This window comes from Bradyrhizobium sp. UNPF46 (assembly GCF_006658625.1).
Lineage (GTDB): Bacteria > Pseudomonadota > Alphaproteobacteria > Rhizobiales > Xanthobacteraceae > Bradyrhizobium > Bradyrhizobium nitroreducens.
Genome location: NZ_LFJB01000003.1, coordinates 46,480 through 67,454, shown reverse-complemented (window position 1 = coordinate 67,454; position 20,975 = coordinate 46,480). Strand labels below are relative to the sequence as shown.

Here is a 20,975-nt window from a genome sequence, read left to right as displayed (position 1 = left end):
GTATTGTCGGGGTGTTGAGACCCGTTAAGCTCCGCGCTTGCGCCGTCCCCCCGTTCGAGCGCAGTCTGGACGGCGAATCCTTATTCTCTGGAGATACCAATGACCGCTGCCACCATTGCCCCGACCCGCTTGCGTTTAGGGCTGGCTGCGCTCGCCGTCGGTGCTTTCACTGCGCTTGGCACGCCGGCACAGGCGCGCGGACCGGAGGGCATCGCCGACGTCGCCGAGAAGGTGATCGACGCGGTCGTCAACATCTCGACCTCGCAGACCGTCGAAGCCAAGGGCGGCGGCGGCAACGCCATGCCGCAATTGCCGCCCGGCTCGCCCTTCGAGGAGTTCTTCGACGACTTCTTCAAGAACCGCAAGGGTCCCGGCGGCGGCAGCAAGGGCGGCGATAACAACCCGCCGCGCAAGACCAACTCGCTCGGAAGCGGCTTCATCATCGACACGTCAGGCGTCGTCGTCACCAACAACCACGTCATCGCGGACGCCGACGAGATCAACGTCATCCTCAACGACGGCACCAAGATCAAGGCCGAGCTGGTCGGCGTCGACAAGAAGACCGACCTTGCCGTGCTGAAGTTCAAGCCGACCAAGCCGCTGATCGCGGTGAAGTTCGGCGATAGCGACAAGCTGCGTCTCGGCGACTGGGTGGTCGCGATCGGCAACCCGTTCAGCCTGGGCGGCACGGTGACGGCCGGCATCGTCTCGGCCAAGAACCGCGACATTTCCTCGGGTCCCTATGACAGCTACATCCAGACCGACGCCTCCATCAATCGCGGCAATTCCGGTGGTCCGCTGTTCAACCTCGATGGCGACGTCATCGGCGTCAACACACTGATCATCTCGCCCTCGGGCGGCTCGATCGGCATCGGCTTCGCCGTGCCGTCGAAGACGGTCGCGGGCGTCGTCGACCAGCTCCGTCAGTTCGGCGAGCTGCGCCGGGGCTGGCTGGGCGTGCGCATCCAGAGCGTCACCGACGAGATCGCCGAGAGCCTCAGCATCAAGCCGCCGCGCGGCGCGCTGGTTGCCGGCGTCGACGACAAGGGGCCGGCCAAGCCCGCCGGCATCGAGCCCGGCGACGTCGTCGTCAAGTTCGACGGCAAGGACGTCAAGGATCCCAAGGATCTGTCCCGCGTCGTCGCCGACACGGCGGTCGGCAAGGAGGTCGACGTCGTCATCATCCGCAAGGGCCAGGAAGAGACCAAGAAGGTCACGCTCGGCCGCCTGCAGGATCCCGACAAGGTACAGACCGCGGCGAAGACCGACGAGCCGGCGCCGGAGAAGCCGGTGACGCAGAAGGCGCTCGGCCTCGATCTCGCCGCGCTGAACAAGGATCTGCGCACGCGCTACAAGATCAAGGAGAGCGTCAAGGGTGTCGTCGTCACCAATGTCGATGCCAACTCCGACGCCGCCGAGAAGCGCCTCTCCGCTGGCGACGTCATCGTCGAGGTCGCGCAGGAGGCGGTGTCGAGCGGCGCCGATATCCAGAAGCGGGTCGACCAGCTCAAGAAGGACGGCAAGAAGTCGGTGCTGTTGCTGGTCTCGAACGGCGACGGCGAGCTGCGCTTCGTGGCGCTGAGCGTGCAGTAGAGGCCGCACGGTCCCGCAGCGCGGCACGGTCTCGTAGGGCGGGCAAAGCGACTTGTCCGCCGTAGCTCGAAGAGCGAAGGCGGAAGCGTGCCCACGCCTTTCCATCGTTGCGACAAACAGTGGTGGGCACGGCGCAAATGCGCCTCTGCCCACCTGACCGCTGCGGAGTGTGCAGGGAGAGGTTAAGCCGCCACGAACTCGTTCCGCCGATAGCCCTGCGCATAGAGCAGCGCGGTGAGATCGCCGTGGTCGATCCGTGCAGCCGCCGCCGCGGCCACCGCCGGCTTGGCGTGATAGGCGACGCCGAGGCCCGCCGCCTGGATCATCGCGAGATCATTGGCGCCGTCGCCGACCACGACGGAGTCGATGTCGTCGAGATCGAACGACTCCATCAGATCCACCAGCGTCGCGAGCTTCGCCGCGCGTCCCAGGATCGGCTCCTTCACCTCGCCGGTGAACTTTCCGTCGCGCACGACGAGCTGGTTGGCGCGGTTCTCCTGGAAGCCGAGCTTGGCGGCGACCGCGCTGGTGAACAGCGTGAAGCCGCCGGAGACGAGGCAGGTATAGGCGCCGTGGGCGCGCATGGTCGCGACCAGTTCACGGCCGCCCGGGGTGAGCGTGATGCGCTTGGCCAGGACTTCGTCGACCACGCTGGCGGGCAAATCCTTCAGCAGCGCGACGCGCTCGCGCAGTGCCGGCTCGAACTCGATCTCGCCGCGCATCGCACGCTCGGTGATGGCCGCGACATGGGCCTTCATCCCGACCAGGTCGGCGAGCTCGTCGATGCATTCCTGGCCGATCATGGTCGAATCCATGTCTGCCAGAAAAAGCTTCTTGCGCCGGGCCTCGACTGGTTGCACGACGATGTCGATAGGCAGGTCGCCGCGAAGCTCGCGCAGCCGCTGCTCGATGGCGTGGCGGTCGGCTTCGAGGTTATTGTCGGCGCCGAAGGGGATATCGACCGCAACCCCGTCGAACAGCCAGTGCGCGGGAGCGGCCTGCGGCAGCACCGCGCGGGCGCCGTCGACGATGGTGGTGTCGAGCGCGGGATTGTCGGGATTGCAGATCAGCGTGGCGACGAGGGACATTTGAGGTTTTCGTGAGCGAGAGGCAAGTCGGCAGAAGGCCTGTTGGCGAGGCCGTGCTTATCGCAGGCCCGACCGCCAGCGGCAAGTCGGCCCTGGCGCTCGAGCTGGCCCTCAGCGCGGGCGGCGTCGTCATCAATGCCGATTCCATGCAGGTCTACCGCGATCTGCGCATCATCACGGCACGGCCGACACATGACGAGGAAGCCCGCGCTCCACACCGTCTCTACGGCCACGTCGATGCGGCCGTGAACTTCTCGGCGGGCGCCTGGGTGGCTGACGCGGCAAAGGCGCTCGACGAGGCAAAGGCGGAAGGCCGCCTGCCGATCTTCATCGGCGGCACCGGATTGTATTTCAAGGCGCTGACGGTGGGGCTCTCCGTGGTGCCGCCCATTCCTGCCGAGGTGCGAGAGGCCGTGCGCACGCGGCTGGAGCGGAACGGCCCGGAGGCGCTGCATGCGGAACTCGCACGCCGCGATCCGCACGCAGCCGAGCGACTGAACCTGCGTGACCGCACCCGGATCGCGCGCGCGCTCGAAGTGGTCGAGGCGACGGGCCGCTCGCTGCTCGACTGGCATCGGGAGGGCCAGCCGCCGCTGCTGCCGAGAGACAGTTTTCGCGGGGTGTTTCTCGCCCCCGACCGCGACGCGCTCTATGCGCGGATCGATGCCCGTTTCGATGCCATGCTCGGCGGCGGCGCCTTGAGGGAGGTCGAGCACCTCGCCGCGAGACACCTCGATCCGCTCCTGCCGGCCATGAAGGCCCACGGCGTCCCGGCCCTGATCCGGCATTTGCGCGGCGAACTCAGCCTGGACGAGGCGGCCACGATCGGCCGCGCCGATACCCGCCACTACGCCAAGCGCCAATTCACTTGGTTCCGGCACCAATTGCCGGAGTTCGAATGGGTCAAGCCGGCCGAGGCGAGGGGATGGCTGGCGGCCGTCGTGAGTGCGGCGCGGGACCGGGGATGACAACCTCCCTCCGTCGTCATTCCGGGGCGCGCGTAGCGCGCGCCCGGAATCCATAACCCCAGGCTCCCGTGTGGCGACGGCTCTTGGGCCACCATCTCACGAGCCAACGCGTCCTATGGCGATGGATTCCGGGCTCGATGCTTCGCATCGGCCCGGAATGACGGTGGGCTGACCCGCTTTTCTGTCCGGGTTCTCGAATTTACCTCTCGCCGAACCCGGGGAACACCGCTACACTGCCAAAATCGCGCGGGAACGGCCGCATTGCCTTGACATCCGGGCTTTGGCCGCTATGTTTCGCGCAACCTTTGGGAAGCCGAGCGCCTGCCATGCGTAACATTATTACCAAACTCCTTATCGCCGTCGTACCCAGGCACACCGCCGGGGGTGGCTAACTGCCATCCACATGACAGGCGGTGTGCATGGGCCCTCTTCGGGGCCTTTTTTATTTCCCGAACCCGACACGTACGAAGCCGCTGACAACAGCGCATCCGGAGCAAGCCAATGAGCGACAAGAGCCACGATCCGAACCAGATGACCGGCGCCGCGATGATCGTCCGCGCGCTCATCGATCACGGCGTGACCGACATTTTCGGCTATCCCGGCGGCGCGGTGCTTCCGATCTATGACGAGATCTTCCAGCAGAGCGAGGTCCAGCACATCCTGGTCCGCCACGAGCAGGGTGCGGGCCATGCCGCCGAGGGCTATGCGCGCTCGACCGGCAAGCCGGGCGTCGCGCTGGTGACCTCCGGCCCCGGCGCCACCAACATGGTGACGCCGCTGACCGATGCGCTGATGGACTCGATCCCGCTGGTCTGCATCTCCGGCCAGGTGCCGACGCATCTGATCGGCAACGACGCCTTCCAGGAATGCGACACCGTCGGCATCACGCGTCCCTGCACCAAGCACAACTGGCTGGTGCGCGACGTCAACGATCTCGCGAAAGTGCTGCATGAGGCGTTCTACGTTGCGACCACGGGCCGTCCGGGCCCGGTGCTGGTCGACGTGCCCAAGGACGTGCAGTTCGCGACCGGCACCTATCATCCGCCGCGCAAATCCGACGTGCACCGCTCCTACGCGCCGCGCGTGAAGGGCGATGCTTCGCAGATCCGTAAAGCGGTCTCGCTGCTCGCGGGTGCCAAGCGCCCCGTGATCTACAGCGGCGGCGGCGTCATCAACTCCGGCCCCGAGGCGACGAAGCTGCTGCGCGAGCTGGTCGAGTTCACCGGCTTCCCGATCACGTCGACGCTGATGGGCCTCGGCGCCTATCCGGCATCGGGCAAGAACTGGCTCGGCATGCTCGGCATGCACGGCACCTACGAGGCCAACATGACCATGCATGATTGCGACGTCATGCTGTGCGTCGGCGCGCGTTTCGACGACCGCATCACCGGCCGCGTCGATGCATTCTCGCCGAACTCGAAGAAGATCCACATCGACATCGATCCGTCCTCGATCAACAAGAACATCCGCGTCGACGTGCCGATCATCGGCGATTGCGGCAACATCCTCGGCGACATCCTGCAGGTGTTCAAGGCGGAGGCGAAGAAGCCCGACATCAAGTCGTGGTGGCAGCAGATCGCGCAGTGGCGCGCCCGCAACTCGCTCTATTACAAGAAGAGCAACGACGTCATCCTGCCGCAGCATGCGATCCAGAGCCTGTTCGAGGCGACGCGCGGCAGGGACACCTACATCACGACCGAAGTCGGCCAGCACCAGATGTGGGCGGCGCAGTTCTACGGCTTCGAGGAGCCGCATCGCTGGATGACCTCGGGCGGTCTCGGTACCATGGGCTACGGCCTGCCGGCGGCGGTCGGCGTGCAGGTGGCCCATCCCGACAGCCTCGTCATCGACATCGCGGGCGATGCCTCGGTGCAGATGACGATGCAGGAGATGTCGACGGCGGTGCAGTACGAACTGCCGATCAAGATCTTCATCCTGAACAACCAGTACATGGGCATGGTGCGGCAGTGGCAGCAGCTGCTGCACGGCAACCGCCTGTCGCATTCCTATTCGGAGGCGCTGCCGGATTTCGTCAAGCTCGCGGAAGCCTATGGAGCGGTCGGCCTTCAGGTGCACAAGCCCGGCGATCTCGACGGCGCCATCAAGGAGATGATCTCGGTCAAGCGTCCGGTGCTGTTCGACTGCCGCGTCGCGGCGCTCGAAAACTGCTTCCCGATGATCCCGTCCGGCAAGGCGCACAACGAAATGCTGTTGCCGGAGCAGGCCAATGACGAGGCGACCGCGAAGGCGTTCGCCGGCGGCAAGGCGCTGGTGTGACGAGAGAGATTTGAGGGGACGACAATGAACCAGCCCGCTTCCGCCTACTTCATCGAAGAGCGCCATGACCCGAACGAGACGCACACGCTTGCGGTGCTCGTGCAGAACGAGCCCGGCGTGCTCGCGCGTGTCATCGGCCTGTTCTCGGGCCGCGGCTACAACATCGAAAGCCTCACCGTCTCCGAGACCGAGGCCCAGAAGCATCTGTCGCGCATCACCATCGTCACCACGGGCACGCCGATGGTGATCGCGCAGATCAAGAACCAGCTCGACCGCATGATCCCGGTCTACCAGGTCGTCGACATGACCCAGACCCGGCGTTCGATCGAACGCGAGCTCGCGATGGTGAAGGTGCGCGGGCAGGGCGAGCACCGGGTCGAAGCACTGCGGCTCGCGGATGCGTTCCGCGCCCGGGTGATCGACGCCACCACCGAGAGCTTTGTGTTCGAGATCACAGGCAACACCGACAAGATCAATCAGTTTATCGACCTGATGCGCCCGCTCGGCCTCGTCGAGGTGTCGCGCACCGGCGTTGCCGCGATCGGCCGCGGGCCTGAAGGGATGTGAACCATGCTGGCGCGCGACTGGTATTACAACGAGCGGAACCGGATGGGGATCGGGCCCGCTGTGGCCTCCATCTACGACGCCCATGACGATGCCGATCTGCGGGCGCGCGCCGCACTGAAGATGCTGGGAGTCCAGCGCGGCTGGCGCATCGCCGACATCGGCTGCGGCAACGGCGTGCTGGCGACCGAAGCGGCGCTGATGGGTGCCGAGGTCGATGCCATCGACATCTCGCCGGCGATGCTGGCGCTCGCCGAGATCTACGCGCGCGATCGCAAGGCGCCCGTGCGCACCCAGTCTGCCGGCCTGCTCAGCTTCGCCTATCGGCCGGAATCCTACGATCTGATCGTCAGCGAGTTCACGCTGCACCATTTGCCGGATTTCTGGAAGGCGGTGGCGATGTCGCGGATCTTTCGCGCACTCAAGCCGGGGGCGACGTTTTACCTGCGCGACATCGTCTACGCGTCGATGCCGGATGCGATCGAGCGCGACGTCGAGCAATGGGCCGACTTCCAGATCAAGAACCACGATTTCGCACGCGAGAGCGTGGTGACGCATATGCGCGACGAATATTCCACCTTCGGCTGGGTGATGGAGCGGATGCTGACCGACGTCGGCTTCACGCTGGTCTCGGCCGATTACCACGCGCCGATGCACGGCACGTATCTGCTACGGAAACCAAGAGCCGGCGAGCAAGGCTAGACCAACAACAACAGGGCTGTCCGGCAGGGCAGAACCGGGAACAACAATGAAGCCGGCCGATATCCTCATCGCCATCCTGGTGGCGATCATCTGGGGACTTGCCTTCGTGGCGAGCCGGATCGCGCTCGACGAGTTTTCGCCGGAGCTGATGACGGCGATGCGCTTCGGCATTGCGGCGGTGCCGTGCCTGTTCATTCCCAAGCCGAAAGTCGCCTGGTCGCTTCTGATCGCGATCAGCCTCACGCTGTTCCTCGGCCAATTCCTGAGCCAGGCCTACGGCATCGCCCATGGCGTGCCGGTCGGGCTGACCAGCGTCGTCGTGCAGAGCCAGGCGCTCTTCACCATCGGATTCGCCGCGATCGCCTTCGGCGAGCGGCCGACGCCGGTGCAGACGCTCGGCGTCGTCATCGCGGCCGCGGGCCTGCTCATGATCTGCGGCACGGTCGGTTATGATTTCAGCGTCGGAGCGTTCGCGGTGCTGATGATCGCCCCGATCTGCTTTGCCGTCGGCAATCTTCTGCTGCGCGGGGCTCGCGGCGCGCCGATGTTCGACCTGTTTGCCTGGCTCTGTCTCACGGCCGCAGTGCCGTTGTTTGCACTCACGCTGGTTGTCAACGGACCGGTGCCGACTGTGCAGTCGCTGATCCACATGTCGCTCAAAGGTCTCGTCTGTCTGCTGACGATCGGCGCGATCTCAACCAGCATCGCCTATTGGCTCTGGGGCCGGTTGTTGCGCGACTATCCCGCCGCGCAAGTGGTGCCGTTCGCGCTGCTGGTCCCGTTCATCGGCTCGGCCGCTTCCAGCATCGTGTTCGGCGAGCGGTTCGGACCCTTGCGGCTCGCCGGCATGCTGACCGTGATCGGTGGTATCGCGGTGATGGTGCTGGCGCGGCGCCCCCAAGTCCTGCCCAAGGCAGCGTGAAAGGCCGCGTGAGGTGAACATGTCCCAGTCGCTGTTCTATGCCTTCCTCATCTTCATGGTCGTGATGTATTTCACGCCCGGGCCGAACAACATCATGCTGCTGTCCTCGGGCCTGACTTACGGCTTCCGGCGCACCATCCCGCACATTGTCGGCATCGTCCTCGGCTTCGCCTTCATGGTCGCCGCCGTCGGCCTTGGGCTCGGCTCGGTATTCCTGGCCTATCCGATCCTCCAGACCATCCTGAAATATGCCGGTGCCGCTTACCTGATCTATCTGGCCGCCGCGATTGCCATGTCCGGCCCGACCAGGCCTGGGGAGGGGGATGGCCGCGGTCCCATGACCTTCTGGGGCGCGGCGATGTTCCAATGGATCAACGCCAAGGGCTGGGTGATCGTGATCGGCACCATCACCGCCTATGCGGCCATCGCCCAATTCCCGCTCAACATCGCGATCCAGACCCTGATCAGCCTGCTCGTCGGCACGGTATCGACCGTGGTCTGGGCCCTGTTCGGCTCGGCATTGCGGCCGGTCCTGACCTCGGAGCGGCTGGTCCGCGCCTTCAACATCCTGATGGCGCTCCTGCTGCTGGCCTCCCTCTACCCCGTTTTCATGGATGCATGATGTCGCGGATTTCCATGCAGAAACGGGTTTCCCTACGGGCTGAAAATGCTCTAGACAGCCCCCGAAATCCGCAAATTTCACCCTTCGGACACTGACCATTGGCCGATTTCGGCCCTGAACGAGGAAACGACCCATGCGTGTTTATTACGATCGCGACGCCGACCTGAACCTGATCAAGGGCAAGAAGGTCGCCATCGTCGGCTATGGCAGCCAGGGCCATGCCCATGCGCTCAATCTGAAGGATTCCGGCGTCAAGGACGTCGCCATTGCGCTGCGCAAGGACTCGGGCTCGGTGAAGAAGGCGGAAGCCGCCGGCTTCAAGGTGATGGAAGTCGCCGAAGCCGCCAAATGGGCCGATCTCGTCATGATGCTGACCCCGGACGAGCTCCAGGGCGACATCTATCGCGAGCACCTGCACGACAACATGAAGAAGGGCGCCGCCCTCGTGTTCGCGCACGGCCTCAACGTTCACTTCAACCTGCTCGACCCGCGCGCCGACCTCGACGTGCTCATGATCGCGCCGAAGGGCCCCGGCCACACCGTGCGCTCGGAGTATCAGCGCGGCGGCGGCGTGCCCTGCCTGATCGCGATCGCCAAGGACGTCTCTGGCAACGCCCATGACCTCGGCCTGTCCTACGCCTCCGCCGTCGGCGGCGGCCGCGCCGGCATCATCGAGACCACCTTCAAGGAAGAGTGCGAGACCGACCTGTTCGGCGAGCAGGTGGTGCTCTGCGGCGGCCTGGTCGAGCTGATCAAGGGCGGCTACGAGACCCTGGTCGAAGCCGGCTACGCGCCGGAGATGGCTTATTTCGAGTGCCTGCACGAAGTGAAGCTGATCGTCGACCTGATCTATGAAGGCGGCATCGCCAACATGAACTACTCGATCTCCAACACCGCCGAGTACGGCGAGTACGTCACCGGCCCGCGCATCATCACGGACGAGACCAAGAAGGAGATGCGCAAGGTTCTCGCCGACATCCAGGGCGGCAAGTTCGCCCGCGACTGGATGCTCGAGAACAAGGTCAACCAGACCTCGTTCAAGGCCACCCGCGCCAAGCTCGCCGCGCACCCGATCGAGGAAGTCGGCGCGAAGCTCCGCGACATGATGCCCTGGATCAAGAAGGGCGCGCTGGTCGACAAGAGCAAGAACTAAGACTGCGTTTCCCAGACACGGCGCGCATCACGCGAGTGTTGCGCTGCTGGTCCGGAGGCACAGAGCTTCTGCACCAAGATTCGAGCGAGGCCGCAAATAGCGGTCTCGCTCTTTTCATTTCGTGTGTCTCATAGTCGCTGATGCAGTTCAGCATACGACGAACCGGCGTGTGAACTGCTCTCTCTCGCAGTGCATCGCGGCGCGGTTTCCGGGGCGGGGCGGCATTGCGCCTGGACTCATTTCTCCTACATGATCCCCCGGGGGAACTTTTGGGGGAATGACCATGCGATCTGTCGTCGTCACAGGTGCGTCCACCGGCATCGGCTGGGCCACTGCAAAACTCCTGATCGGGCGCGGTTATCGCGTGTTCGGCAGCGTTCGCAAGCAGGCTGATGCCGACCGGCTCAAGGCGGAGTTCGGCGCGAATTTCACGCCATTGCTGTTCGACGTCACCGACGAGGCCGCGGTCCTCGCGGCAGCGCGAGACGTGCGCGCGGCGCTGAATGGCGAGACGCTGGCGGGCCTCGTCAACAATGCCGGCGTCGCCGTCGCCGGCCCCGTGCTCGAATTGTCGGCCGACGATTTCCGCCGCCAGATGGACATCAACGTTATCGGCCCGGTGATCGCGACGCAGGCGTTCGGGCCGCTGCTCGGTGCCGATCCGTCGTTGAAGGGGCCGAAGGGGCGGATCGTGATGATCAGCTCGGTCGCCGGCAAGAACGGCAATCCGCTGTCGGCACCCTATTGCACCTCCAAGCACGCCATCGAGGGGCTGTCCGAAAGCCTGCGCCGCGAGCTGATGCTGTTCGGCATCGACGTCATCATCGTCGCCCCCGGCGCGGTGAAGACGCCGATCTGGAGCAAGGCCGAGGAGATCGACCTGTCCGTCTACCAGAACTCGCCCTATCTGCCGGCGCTGAACAAGGTGATGGCCTTCATGATGGATCTCGGCGCCAAGGGCCTGCCGGCCGAGCGCATCGCCGAGATCGTGTTCGAGGCGCTGACGGCGGCGAGCCCGAAGGTGCGCTATCAGATCACGCCCGATCCGATGCGCCACCTGATCACGGCCGTGCTGCCGAAGCGGACGCTCGACCGCATCATTGCCAAGCGGCTCGGATTCCTGCCGCAATAAAGCATGATCCGGAGAGTGCGAACCGGTCTTCCGGAAAGATCATGCGTAAACAACAATCTAAAGCGATGACGATTGATCCAAATCTCATCGCGCTTTAGGCGCGCGCTTCAGCCCGCCGCAACAGTCTGGCCGCGCGGATGGCGGGCCATCGCGATCATGCGCAGCGCCATCACGATCAGCAGCGGAATGAGGAACGCCGCGTAGAGCGGCATCGCCGGCACGCGCTTGCCGAACGAGACCATGAACTGGAGCCAGAGATAATAGCCGCCGGCGAGATGCAGCGTCCGCCAGGCGCGCGGCCCGATCAGCGCGACGGTGCGGTCGAACGAGGTCGCGCTCATGGCGATGATGAATGCATAGCCGATGCCGCCGAAGATGTAGGAGGCGGGCGAGGTGGCCTCCGCGAAGCCGGCCGGATCCATCTGGGCGAAGGCGATGATCGCGACGGCATGGATGGCGTGGGAGGCGGCGAAGCTCAAGCCGAGATAGCGACGGTTGCGGCGCTGCCAGCGCGTCCAGGCGTTTGGCCAGAGGCGCGCGAGTGCCGCGGCGCTGAAGGCGAGGCAGTACAGTGTGAGCGAGCTGCGTGCCGTGAAGCGGATCACCATCCGTACACCCTCGACCTCGAACTGGCGCATCGAGGCTATCCACAGGCTGAGGACGACCAGGCTCAGGGTGAGGGCGGCCAGCAGCCGCCAGCCTTCGAGCCAGCCTTGACGTTGCGACATGATGATCTCCCTTCGTTATGTAATCATCGATTACATTTCGACGCGCGCGGGCGGTCAATGGTGTAATCGCTGCTTACATTCACGTTCGGGTGATGCTAGGAAGCATCATGCCTGCCCGTCAGCCCTCCAAGCCGCGCGTTCGCCGCCCCGGAGCCGAACCCCGGCCGTATCACCACGGCGACCTTCGCCGCGTCCTGATCGATGCTGCGTTGCAACTCGCGGCGGAGGGAGCGGAGGTCTCGGTCCGCGAGGCCGCGCGCCGGGCCGCGGTGTCGCCGGGGGCGCCTTTCCGGCACTTTCCGAACCGCGATGCCCTGATGGCCGCAGTGGCCGAGGAAGCGCAGCGGCGTTTTCGTATCGAGATCGAGGTGGCGCTGGGCAAGGCCCCCGCCGCCGGCCCGCTCGCCCGCTTCCGCGCCTTTGGCCTTGCCTACCTGCGCTGGGCGATGCGCAATCCCGCCCACTTCGAAATCATCTCCACCGGGCGCTATTTCGCCCATGGCAGCTCCGCCGAGCTGACCCGCGACAACGCCGAGCTGATCGCCCTGACCGAGGGAATCCTCACTGAAGCGGCGGAGCAGGGCCTGCTGCGCCCGGGCGATCTCAAGCAAGTCCAGATCGCCGGCCGCGCGCTGGTCTACGGCTTCGCCCGGATGAATCTCGACGGCCACTTTCCCCGCTGGGGCGTCGCAGAGGACGAGATCGAGCGGATGGCGGAAGCGGTGATCGATCTGTTCATCGCAGGGATCGCGAAGGCCTGATCTTGCAGGCGGCTCCGTGCGGCGCTTCGCCGCCTCGTAACAATAAGCGAACGTCGCATCACGGCATGCGTTGCCTGTCCTTGACCGTTCCGTTACAGTTTTATGACACGGTGCAGGCTTCCGGCTGCGCCGGATGCCTAGCCGCCCTCTTTCCACCCTTGGGCCGGCCAGACGGCTAGGCAATACATTGCGCCGGACCAGCTGTTGCGTGTCGTCGATGGCGTCCGCGCCTAATCCAGGTCCTTCTGCCACGACTGCCGTGCTGGCGAGCGTCGCCGCGCTCGGCATCTGGCGGCTGCTTGCCGTTGCTGCGCCGCACCTCGCCGCCCTCGCATTGATGTACCAGACCGAGACCGATTTCGGCTCGCGGCTCTCCTTTGCGCTCGCCTGGGGCATTCTCAACTTCTTCTGGATCACGCTGCTGCGGCGGCCGGCGCTGTCGGGCGCGCTGTCGCTGACCATGGTCGTGGTGCTGGTGCTGCTGTCGCGGCTCAAGCACGACGTCGTCCAGATGACGGTCAACTTCATCGACCTGATGATGATCGACCGCGATACCGTGGCGTTCCTGTTCACGATCTTCCCGAATTTGCGCTGGTCGGTGATCCTGGCCGGCCTCGTCACGCTGCCGCTGATGTATGCGCTGTGGTGGCTCGATCCGTTCCGCATCCGCCGCCTGCCGGCGCTCGCCTGCAAGCTCGCCTGTCTCGCCGCGCTGGTCGGCTATTCGCTCTATCATCCGGACGAAGCCTGGCGCGGCTATTACGACGACGGCTATCTGTCGAAATTCTTCCGCTCCGGCGTCAGCTCGGTGTCGGACTTCGTGCAATACGGCTTGATGGAATCGGCCGCCGCGAGCAACGAGCGGCTCAACCTGCCGCTGGTCGATTCCTGCCACCCTGCCGGGCGCCGGCCGAACATCATCATGATCCATGATGAATCGAGCTTCGACATCCGCGCCGCGCAAGGGATCAAGGTGCCGCAAGGCTATGGCAGCCACTTCAAGTCCTGGGACGGCAAGCAGCGTACGTTCCTGGCCGAGAGCAATGGCGGGCCGAGCTGGTTCACCGAATACAACGTGCTGGCGGGGCTTTCCTCGCGCTCGTTCGGCCGCTTCGCCTATTTCGTGACACGCATCGCCTCAAATCGCGTCGAGCGCGGGCTGCCGCTGGCGCTGCGCCGCTGCGGCTACGACACGATGTCGCTCTATCCCGCCTATGGCGGCTTCATGGGCGCCCGCAGCTTTCAGATGACGACCGGTATCGAGCGCTTCCTCGACTCGAAGGATCTCGGCGCCAAGGACGTCGAGCCCGACAGCTTCTTCTACGACAAGGCGCTTCAGCTGATGGGCCAGCAGCCGCCCAACAAGCCGCTGTTCACCTTCATCTATCTCGGTGCCAATCACTTCCCCTGGGAGACGCGTTTCCGTCCCGAGCTGCTGCCGAACTGGCGCGCGCCGGGCAATGTGGCATCCATCGACGAATATCTGCGCCGGCAGGCGATGAGCGCCGAGCAGTACAGGGCGTTCATCGCTGGCCTCAAGAAGACCTTTCCCGGCGAGCCCTTCCTGATCGTGCGCTATGGCGATCATCAGCCGGAATTCGCGCCTGCCATCCTCGAGCCCGGGCTCGACGAAGGTGCCATCGGCAAGAAGCTCGACGCCTACGATCCGCGCCTCTATGCGACCTATTACGCGATCGATGCCGTCAATTTCGAACCGGTGAAGAGCGACGCCGTGATGGACACGATCGACGGTCCCTATCTGCCGCTGGTGATCCAGGAAGCCGCCGGCATCCCGCTCGACCCGTCCTTCGCCGAGCAGAAGGAGATCATGCTCCGCTGCAAGGGGATGTTCTATGCTTGCAAGGACGGCGCCGAAGCGCGGCGGCTGAACCGCCTGCTGATCGAGGCCGGGATGATCCGGGGGCTGTAACGCGATCGCTTGGATCTCGGACACAACTCCTCGACCGTCACCCTGAGGCGCTCATCAAGCGGCAAGCCGCTTGGTGAGCCTCGAAGGGCGACAGCCCGGATGCATCGCGGCCGCTCATCCTTCGAGGCTCGCCGCACGGTGCTATGCACCGCGCAGCTCGCGCCTCAGGATGACGGATCCTGCAGCTGACCTACTGCTTGATCTTCCCCCACAACCACTTCGCCACCGCCTCCGGCGAGGAGTTCGCGTCATTGCCGCTGGCGCGCAAATTCGCCTCGCGCATGGTGGCGATGTCGATCTTGCCGAGCAGCGGTTGCAGCGCCGTCTTGAGCCGCTCGTCCCCGGCGCGCTTCGGCGCCAGCAGCAGGATCGCGTCGTAGGGCGGGATCGCGTGCCTGGGATCGTCGAGCGCGACCAGGTCGTATTTCGCGATCAGGCCGTCGCTGGTGTAGCCGGCGATGACGTCGACCTCGCCGCCGGCGACCGCCGCATACATGAAGTCCGGCTGCATCTGGCGCTGGGCGCGGAACTGGAGCCCATAGGCCTTTTGCAGCGCTGCCCATTCGGGGCGCGAGAAGAATTCGTAATCGCCGGCAATCGACAGCGTCGAGGCATGTGCGGCGAGATCGGCGATGGTGCGGATGCCGAGCGCCTCGGCCTTCTTCCTCGGCATCACCAGCGCGTAGGCGTTCTCGAAGCCGAGCTCACCGAGCAGCGTGATGTTCTCCTTTGCCAGCGCAGTCTTCAGCTCTGCGACCAGCTCGGCGCGCGGCTTGATCTCGGTCCGATGCAGCTGGTTGGCCCAGAGCGTGCCGGAATAATCGACATAGAGATCGATGTCGCCGGCCTTCAACGCCTCGAAGATCACGCTGGAGCCGAGGCCGGAGCGCGCCGTGGCCGAGAGGCCCGCCGCCTGGAGGCGGTCCCTCATCAACGCCGACAGCACATATTGCTCGGCGAAGGTTTTTGCGCCGACCACATAGCCTGACGACGAGTGGCCCATCGTCGGCACCAGCGTTGCCGCGACCAGTGCCGCGATTCCCGCGGCGCCGAACGCGGTACGAGCGCGGCTGCGCTGGCGCAGGCCGCTCTCGATCAGGCCGAGCAGCTGGTCGACGGCGAGCGCGAGCAAAGCCGAGGCAAGGCAGCCGAACAGCACGAACACCCAGTTCTGGGTCTGGAGCCCGGCAAAGATGTAATTGCCGAGGCTGGTCTGCCCGATCGGCGTCGAGAGCGTCGCGGTGCCGATCACCCACACGGCGGCGGTGCGGATGCCCGCCATCATCACCGGCAGCGCGAGCGGCAGCTCGACCATCACCAGCGATTGCCGCGCGGTCATGCCGACGCCCATGGCCGCCTCGACCAGCGCGGGATCGATGCCGTTGAGCCCGGCGATGCCGTTGCGCAGCACCGGCAGCATCGAATAGAGCGCCAACGCCAGCATTGCCGGGAGGAAGCCGAACGCGGAGAAGGATACGCCGAACCAGGCTAGCGTGACCGAGGCCGCAAGGAGCAGCAGCGGATAAAACAGCGCGAGCAGCGCCAGGCCCGGCACGGTCTGCACGATGCTGGCGAGCGCGAGCAGGATGCCGCGCGGCGCCGGACGGTTGCGCGTCAGGATCGCCAGCGGCAGGCTGACGGCAAGGCCGAGTGCGAGCGCGGCGAGGCTCACCCGCACGTGGTTGCCGAGATAATCGGGCAGATGCGCCAGTGCCTCGCCCCAGCGCGGATCGGCAAGGAAGCTCATGCCGCACCGCCCTGCGGCAGCAGTGCGTTCAGCCGCTCGACCTGGCGGCGCGGCGTGCGCAACAGCTCCAGCACGTAAGCGTCGCTGCTGTTCGAGAGCTCCGCAGGCGTGCCCTGGGCGAGCAGCTTCCCGCCGCGCATCACCGCGATGCGGTCGGCGAGCAGGATCGCCTCCGTCATGTCGTGGGTGATCATCACGGTGGTCAGGCCGAGCTTGCGATGCAGCGAACGATAATCGTCGCCGAGCGCATCGCGGGTGAGGGGATCGAGCGCGCCGAACGGCTCGTCCATCAGCACGATGCGGGGCCTCGCCGCGAGCGCCCGCGCCACGCCGACGCGCTGGCGCTGGCCGCCGGAGAGCGCCGCGGGCAGGCGGTCGCGATGCGCGTTCCGGTCGAGCTGCACGAGCTCCAGCAGCTCGTCGACGCGCCGTGCGATCGCCGCTGCCGGCTCTCCCAGCAGTTTTGGGGTGATGCCGATATTGTCGGCGACGCTCAAGTGAGGGAACAGTCCGCCGCTCTGGAAGACGTAGCCGATCCGCCGCCGCAGCGCGACAGGATCGACGCTTTGCACATCCTCGCCCTCGACCGTGATGGTGCCGCCGTCGGCCTCGATCAGCCGGTTGGCGAGCCGCAGCAGTGTGGTCTTGCCGGAGCCGGAGCCACCGACGACGGCAAGAAACTCGCCCTCGGCAATGTCGAGCGAGACGTCGTCGACGGCCTTGAGCGCGCCGAAGCTCCTGGTCACGTGGACGTAGCTGATGGCTGGCTTCGAAGGCATCGACGCGGCTCATTCTTCCTTACCCTCCCCTGGAGGGGGAGGGTCGATCGCGCGCAGCGCGAGCGGGGTGGGGTGATCTCTCAACACGGGTAGTGTTGGACGTGGAAAGACCGTCACCCCAGCCCGCTGCGCATTTCGCTCCGCTACATGCCCAGCGACCCTCCCCCTCCAGGGGAGGGTACGAGCGCCCGGCAATCCATGCGTAGCACGCTTGGCGGCTTGATTGAACTTGGCCGCGCGAGCGGCTAAGGCATCAAGCGAAATTCGGAGGAAGCATATGTCGACGCCCACGGCAGTGGCGCTGGAAGATGCCAAGGTCGCGTTCCGGCTCGGGGACGGGCGGGTCTATACGGCGGTGGAGAAAGCCCATCTTGCGGTCGCGCAGGGCGAGTTCGTCGCCATCGTCGGCCCCACGGGCTGTGGAAAATCCACGCTGCTCAACGTCGCGGCCGGACTGCTCAAGCCCGCCGCCGGCAGCGTCAGGATTTTCGACCGGCCGCTCGCCGGGCTGAACCGTGAGGCCGGCTATCTGTTCCAGGCCGACGCGCTGTTCCCGTGGAAGACCGCGCTCGACAATGTCGCGATCGGGCTCGAGATCAAGGGCACGCCGCGGGCTGACGCGCTGCCTCAGGCGCAAAAATGGCTGACCTCCGTCGGCCTCGGCGCGTTCGCGAACCGCTTTCCGCACATGCTCTCCGGCGGCCAGCGCAAGCGCGTGGCGCTGGCGCAGGTGCTGATCCGCGATCCCAAGATTCTGCTGATGGACGAGCCGTTCGGGCCGCTCGATGCGCAGACCCGGCAGGTCATGGGCAATCTGCTGCTCGACTTGTGGAACGCCGACCGCAAGGCGGTGCTGTTCGTGACCCATGATCTGGAAGAGGCAATCGCGCTCGCCGACCGTGTCGTGATCATGTCCGCCGGTCCGTCCTCGCGCATCATCGGCGACTGGCGCGTCAGCCTCGCCCGCCCGCGCGACATCTTCGAGGTGCGGCTGGACAAGGAGTTCCACGAGCTCCATCGCGAGATCTGGAGCGTGCTCAAGGACGAGGTGATGAAGGGCTACGCCCAGTCCACGCAAGCGGTGGAGGCGGTGTGATGTCGCGCCCAACGCTGTTCGCGCTGCAAGTTCTGGTCGCGGTCGTCTGCATCGTGCTGTGGCAGGTGCTGTCGACCGTCCCCGTGTTCGGCAAGATCCTGCTGCCGCCGTTCTTCTTCTCCAACCCGCTCGACGTCTTCAGCCAGATCGTGAAGTGGTTCGTCTCCGGCGTGATCTGGAAGCATCTCGGCATCACGCTGACGGAATCGATCCTGGCCTTCGTGATCGGATCGGCTGGCGGTGTGCTGGTCGGCTTCTGGTTCGCGCGCCAGCCGCTGGTGGCCGCCGTGTTCGATCCCTACGTCAAGATGGTCAATGCGTTGCCCCGCGTGGTGCTGGCGCCGATCTTCGCGCTGTGGCTCGGCCTCGGCATCTGGTCCAAGGTCGCGCTCGGCGTCACCTTGGTGTTCTTCATCGTCTTCTTCAACGTCTATCAGGGCGTCAAGGAAGTCAGCCGCACCGTGCTCGACAACGGCCGCATGCTCGGCATGAGCGAGCGGCAGCTGATGCAGCACGTCTATTGGCCCTCGGCGCTGTCCTGGATGTTCTCCTCGCTGCACACCTCCGTCGGCTTCGCCGTGGTCGGCGCGGTCGTCGGCGAATATCTGGGGTCGGCAGCTGGCCTCGGCTACCTCATTCAGCAGGCCGAGGGCGTGTTCGACGTCGCCGGCGTGTTCGCCGGCATGTTCGTGCTGTCGGCGTTCGTCATCCTGATCGACTTCGGGGTGACGCTGGTCGAGCGGCGGCTGCTGGTGTGGCGGCCGACCGCGTCGGACGGGCGCGGCTAGCCACATCCGTCACCTGCTGACTTTTATGTGATTGGCCGTTCGGAATAGAACGCGCGCCCGCGCGTCATACCCCCATGCAACCGCCTGCATGGGAGTTCAGCATGCACTCGTTACAGTTTCGCTGCGTCGTTACGGCGCTCGTAAGCCGATGCCGATGGCCCAGGCCCGGCCTCGGCACGGCATTCCTGGCCGCGCGCATTCTGGTCGCGTTCGCGGTGCCTCCGCTTGCGTTCGCGCATGAATCCCATCCTGCCGCTCCGCCAGCTGCGGTGAGTACAGAAGAACGGGCGTTCCTGGAAGAAAACGAAGCCGCCATGACCAAGATGATGAACGACATGGCGGCCAAGCCGACCGGCGATGTCGATCGCGACTTCGTAGCAATGATGACCCCGCATCATCAGGGCGCGATCGACATGGCGGTGATCGAACTGCGCTACGGCAAGAACGAGCAGCTGAGGCGTATCGCCCAGGAAATCATCGTCGACCAGATGCAGGAAATCGCGGCCATGAAGCTCGCCATCGGCGAGCCAGCCACGGATACGACGCCTGCTCCGACCCAGTCGCCACCCGCTCCCGTCGCAGCCGGTCCTCATCGTCCGGGCATGCAGATGGACATGTCCAATGTAATGAAGAAGTAGGAGCCGCAGATGACCACGTCACGAAGCAATATGATCAAGAGCATCTTCCTTGCAGCCACGATGCTGGCGACCGGATCCGCGGCATGGGCGGGGCAGGCACCGGGCGCGTTGTCCGCACCCGATATTCCGATCAGCCACCACGACCGCGTCTACGCCGCAGAACAGTTCTCGAATACGGTTTCGGTCACCGACCCCGTCGACAACAAGCTGCTCGGCGTGATCCGGCTAGGCGACCCGCAACCCGGCAATTTCAGTCCGCTCTACAAGGGCCAGGTCCTCGTGCATGGCATGGGCTTCTCGCCTGATCACAGGACGCTTGCCGTGGTGTCGATCGGCTCGAATTCGGTGACGTTCATCGATACCGCGACCAATGCGGTCAAGCACACGACTTATGTCGGGCGGTCGCCGCACGAGGCATTCTACACCCCCGACGGCAAGGAGGTCTGGGTCACGGTTCGCGGTGAGAACTACATCTCGGTCATCGATGCGAAGAGCTTTGCGGAGAAGTCCCGCATCACGACCCCGAACGGGCCGGGCATGCAGATCTTCTCGCCCGACGGCAAATACGGCTATATCTGCTCGTCGTTCAACCCCGAGACGGACGTCGTCGCGGTCGCCGAGCACAAGATCATCGCCACGGTGAAGCAGGAGAGCCCGTTCTGCCCGAACATTGCGGCGACACCGGATGGAAATCAGGTGTGGTTCACGCTGAAAGATGTCGGTCGCATCCAGGTGTTCGACGCGAAGCCGCCGTTCAATCTCATCAAGACGATCAACACCGGGCCGATCACGAACCACGTCAACTTCGCGCATACGGCCAAGGGGACTTTCGCTTACGTGACGGTCGGTGGTCTGAACCTTGTGAAGGTCTTCCGGACCGACGATTTCTCGCAGGTTGCGGCGATCCCGGTCGGGAATCTGCCGCATGGCGTCTGGCCGTCCGGCGACGGCACGCGGATCTATGTCGGGCTCGAGAACGCCGATGCTCTCGCGGCGATCGACACCGCCACCAACAGCGTCGTGGCGAACGTCCCGGTCGGCCAGGCCCCGCAGGCGATCGCGTATGTTCCAAACGCCGCGCCGAACCCGGACGACCGCCAGAACCTGCAGGCGCTCGGCGTTGCCGGCCAAGTCGCTCATCTCTCGCTCACGTCGAAAGACGGTGCGAGGGACGGCAAGGCGCCGACCAGCGTGTCGCTGTTCGATCAGGGGCTGATCCAGATCTTGCAGGCCTCGGTGACCGGGCTTCAGCCCAAGCAGAAATATGTGCTTGCACTGGCGGAACGCGGTGACGGGACTGGTCCCCTGCAGCCATTGGCGGCGTTCATGACCAATCCGGCCGGATCGGCTATCGTCAACGCCGCCGGCCCGATCCGGCAGATCGTCGACCAACCGAGTGCTGCAGCAAAGCGCTATCTGGTGATTGCCGCCGGCGACGCCGCGATGCCGGGCGAGGCGGTTCAGATCGAGGCGCAATGACTTCGGTC

19 protein-coding genes are annotated in these 20,975 nt (G+C 65.2%); 15 read left to right on the top strand and 4 right to left on the bottom strand.

Features of this window, described 5'->3' with window-relative positions; all coding sequences use genetic code 11:
• Positions 1-99 precede the first annotated feature (99 nt).
• Positions 100-1,593: a Do family serine endopeptidase gene (locus UNPF46_RS01650; RefSeq protein WP_142248817.1), complete on the top strand. Its 1,494-nt coding sequence runs from the start codon at positions 100-102 to the stop codon at positions 1,591-1,593.
• A 182-nt stretch (positions 1,594-1,775) separates the two neighbouring features.
• Here the strand turns inward: UNPF46_RS01650 and serB are convergent, their stop codons facing one another.
• Positions 1,776-2,681, bottom strand: a complete 906-nt coding sequence (serB, locus tag UNPF46_RS01645) for a phosphoserine phosphatase SerB (protein WP_142248816.1) — start codon at positions 2,679-2,681, stop codon at positions 1,776-1,778.
• An 11-nt stretch (positions 2,682-2,692) separates the two neighbouring features.
• On the opposite strand from serB, the gene miaA reads away from it, so the two are divergent.
• The 8 genes from miaA (at position 2,693) to UNPF46_RS01605 (ending at position 11,021) form a co-directional block, all read left to right on the top strand.
• Positions 2,693-3,649, top strand: coding sequence for a tRNA (adenosine(37)-N6)-dimethylallyltransferase MiaA (gene miaA / locus UNPF46_RS01640; protein ID WP_142248815.1), 957 nt, complete (start codon positions 2,693-2,695; stop codon positions 3,647-3,649).
• 501 nt (positions 3,650-4,150) lie between these two features.
• A complete protein-coding gene (locus tag UNPF46_RS01635; protein WP_142248814.1) occupies positions 4,151-5,926 on the top strand; it encodes an acetolactate synthase 3 large subunit in 1,776 nt (591 codons plus the stop codon).
• Positions 5,927-5,950: 24 nt separating this feature from the next.
• Positions 5,951-6,493 (top strand): acetolactate synthase small subunit, encoded by a 543-nt coding sequence (gene ilvN / locus UNPF46_RS01630; RefSeq protein ID WP_028137987.1) that lies wholly within the window; start codon positions 5,951-5,953, stop codon positions 6,491-6,493.
• Positions 6,494-6,496: 3 nt separating this feature from the next.
• Positions 6,497-7,192 carry a class I SAM-dependent methyltransferase gene (locus UNPF46_RS01625; RefSeq protein WP_100180638.1) on the top strand — a complete coding sequence of 232 codons (696 nt, stop codon included), beginning with the start codon at positions 6,497-6,499 and terminating at the stop codon, positions 7,190-7,192.
• A gap of 46 nt (positions 7,193-7,238) precedes the next feature.
• Positions 7,239-8,114, top strand: a complete 876-nt coding sequence (locus tag UNPF46_RS01620; RefSeq protein ID WP_142248813.1) for an EamA family transporter — start codon at positions 7,239-7,241, stop codon at positions 8,112-8,114.
• 19 nt (positions 8,115-8,133) lie between these two features.
• Positions 8,134-8,736, top strand: a complete 603-nt coding sequence (locus UNPF46_RS01615) for a LysE family translocator (protein ID WP_174719246.1) — start codon at positions 8,134-8,136, stop codon at positions 8,734-8,736.
• Positions 8,737-8,869: 133 nt separating this feature from the next.
• A complete protein-coding gene (gene ilvC, locus UNPF46_RS01610; protein ID WP_100180635.1) occupies positions 8,870-9,889 on the top strand; it encodes a ketol-acid reductoisomerase in 1,020 nt (339 codons plus the stop codon).
• A gap of 283 nt (positions 9,890-10,172) precedes the next feature.
• Complete coding sequence (locus tag UNPF46_RS01605) at positions 10,173-11,021, top strand: SDR family oxidoreductase (protein ID WP_181769745.1); 849 nt, start codon at positions 10,173-10,175, stop codon at positions 11,019-11,021.
• Between the two features lie 107 nt (positions 11,022-11,128).
• Here the strand turns inward: UNPF46_RS01605 and UNPF46_RS01600 are convergent, their stop codons facing one another.
• Positions 11,129-11,749 carry a hypothetical protein gene (locus UNPF46_RS01600; protein WP_142248811.1) on the bottom strand — a complete coding sequence of 207 codons (621 nt, stop codon included), beginning with the start codon at positions 11,747-11,749 and terminating at the stop codon, positions 11,129-11,131.
• 107 nt (positions 11,750-11,856) lie between these two features.
• Between UNPF46_RS01600 and UNPF46_RS01595 the strand changes: the two genes are divergently transcribed.
• Positions 11,857-12,510, top strand: coding sequence for a TetR/AcrR family transcriptional regulator (locus UNPF46_RS01595; RefSeq protein ID WP_245448504.1), 654 nt, complete (start codon positions 11,857-11,859; stop codon positions 12,508-12,510).
• A 217-nt stretch (positions 12,511-12,727) separates the two neighbouring features.
• Positions 12,728-14,440 (top strand): LTA synthase family protein, encoded by a 1,713-nt coding sequence (locus UNPF46_RS01590; protein ID WP_142248810.1) that lies wholly within the window; start codon positions 12,728-12,730, stop codon positions 14,438-14,440.
• A 190-nt stretch (positions 14,441-14,630) separates the two neighbouring features.
• On the opposite strand, the gene UNPF46_RS01585 is transcribed toward UNPF46_RS01590, so the two are convergent.
• Positions 14,631-16,187 carry a glycine betaine ABC transporter substrate-binding protein gene (locus tag UNPF46_RS01585; protein ID WP_142248809.1) on the bottom strand — a complete coding sequence of 519 codons (1,557 nt, stop codon included), beginning with the start codon at positions 16,185-16,187 and terminating at the stop codon, positions 14,631-14,633.
• The gene (locus tag UNPF46_RS01580; protein ID WP_142248808.1) at positions 16,184-16,966 is read right to left on the bottom strand and encodes an ATP-binding cassette domain-containing protein; all 783 of its coding nucleotides are present in this window, start codon (positions 16,964-16,966) and stop codon (positions 16,184-16,186) included. The genes UNPF46_RS01585 and UNPF46_RS01580 overlap by 4 nt, the downstream gene beginning before the upstream one ends.
• Before the next feature lie 277 nt (positions 16,967-17,243).
• On the opposite strand from UNPF46_RS01580, the gene UNPF46_RS01570 reads away from it, so the two are divergent.
• The 4 genes from UNPF46_RS01570 (at position 17,244) to UNPF46_RS01555 (ending at position 20,967) form a co-directional block, all read left to right on the top strand.
• Positions 17,244-18,062: an ABC transporter ATP-binding protein gene (locus UNPF46_RS01570; protein ID WP_142248807.1), complete on the top strand. Its 819-nt coding sequence runs from the start codon at positions 17,244-17,246 to the stop codon at positions 18,060-18,062.
• Entirely contained in the window at positions 18,062-18,850 is a 789-nt protein-coding gene (locus tag UNPF46_RS01565) for an ABC transporter permease (protein WP_142248806.1), read from the top strand. The genes UNPF46_RS01570 and UNPF46_RS01565 overlap by 1 nt, the downstream gene beginning before the upstream one ends.
• Before the next feature lie 74 nt (positions 18,851-18,924).
• Complete coding sequence (locus UNPF46_RS01560; RefSeq protein WP_100180626.1) at positions 18,925-19,488, top strand: DUF305 domain-containing protein; 564 nt, start codon at positions 18,925-18,927, stop codon at positions 19,486-19,488.
• 9 nt (positions 19,489-19,497) lie between these two features.
• Positions 19,498-20,967 carry a YncE family protein gene (locus UNPF46_RS01555; RefSeq protein WP_142248805.1) on the top strand — a complete coding sequence of 490 codons (1,470 nt, stop codon included), beginning with the start codon at positions 19,498-19,500 and terminating at the stop codon, positions 20,965-20,967.
• Positions 20,968-20,975 lie beyond the last annotated feature (8 nt).

Bases quoted from the DNA above. Each gene is read 5' to 3' on its own strand.
- UNPF46_RS01650 (WP_142248817.1), top strand. From the start codon at position 100: ATGACCGCTGCCACCATTGCCCCGACCCGCTTGCGTTTAGGGCTGGCT.
- serB (WP_142248816.1), bottom strand. From the start codon at position 2,681: ATGTCCCTCGTCGCCACGCTGATCTGCAATCCCGACAATCCCGCGCTC.
- UNPF46_RS01635 (WP_142248814.1), top strand. From the start codon at position 4,151: ATGAGCGACAAGAGCCACGATCCGAACCAGATGACCGGCGCCGCGATG.
- ilvN (WP_028137987.1), top strand. From the start codon at position 5,951: ATGAACCAGCCCGCTTCCGCCTACTTCATCGAAGAGCGCCATGACCCG.
- UNPF46_RS01625 (WP_100180638.1), top strand. From the start codon at position 6,497: ATGCTGGCGCGCGACTGGTATTACAACGAGCGGAACCGGATGGGGATC.
- UNPF46_RS01620 (WP_142248813.1), top strand. From the start codon at position 7,239: ATGAAGCCGGCCGATATCCTCATCGCCATCCTGGTGGCGATCATCTGG.
- UNPF46_RS01615 (WP_174719246.1), top strand. From the start codon at position 8,134: ATGTCCCAGTCGCTGTTCTATGCCTTCCTCATCTTCATGGTCGTGATG.
- ilvC (WP_100180635.1), top strand. From the start codon at position 8,870: ATGCGTGTTTATTACGATCGCGACGCCGACCTGAACCTGATCAAGGGC.
- UNPF46_RS01605 (WP_181769745.1), top strand. From the start codon at position 10,173: ATGCGATCTGTCGTCGTCACAGGTGCGTCCACCGGCATCGGCTGGGCC.
- UNPF46_RS01600 (WP_142248811.1), bottom strand. From the start codon at position 11,749: ATGTCGCAACGTCAAGGCTGGCTCGAAGGCTGGCGGCTGCTGGCCGCC.
- UNPF46_RS01595 (WP_245448504.1), top strand. From the start codon at position 11,857: ATGCCTGCCCGTCAGCCCTCCAAGCCGCGCGTTCGCCGCCCCGGAGCC.
- UNPF46_RS01590 (WP_142248810.1), top strand. From the start codon at position 12,728: ATGGCGTCCGCGCCTAATCCAGGTCCTTCTGCCACGACTGCCGTGCTG.
- UNPF46_RS01585 (WP_142248809.1), bottom strand. From the start codon at position 16,187: ATGAGCTTCCTTGCCGATCCGCGCTGGGGCGAGGCACTGGCGCATCTG.
- UNPF46_RS01580 (WP_142248808.1), bottom strand. From the start codon at position 16,966: ATGCCTTCGAAGCCAGCCATCAGCTACGTCCACGTGACCAGGAGCTTC.
- UNPF46_RS01570 (WP_142248807.1), top strand. From the start codon at position 17,244: ATGTCGACGCCCACGGCAGTGGCGCTGGAAGATGCCAAGGTCGCGTTC.
- UNPF46_RS01565 (WP_142248806.1), top strand. From the start codon at position 18,062: ATGTCGCGCCCAACGCTGTTCGCGCTGCAAGTTCTGGTCGCGGTCGTC.
- UNPF46_RS01560 (WP_100180626.1), top strand. From the start codon at position 18,925: ATGCAACCGCCTGCATGGGAGTTCAGCATGCACTCGTTACAGTTTCGC.
- UNPF46_RS01555 (WP_142248805.1), top strand. From the start codon at position 19,498: ATGACCACGTCACGAAGCAATATGATCAAGAGCATCTTCCTTGCAGCC.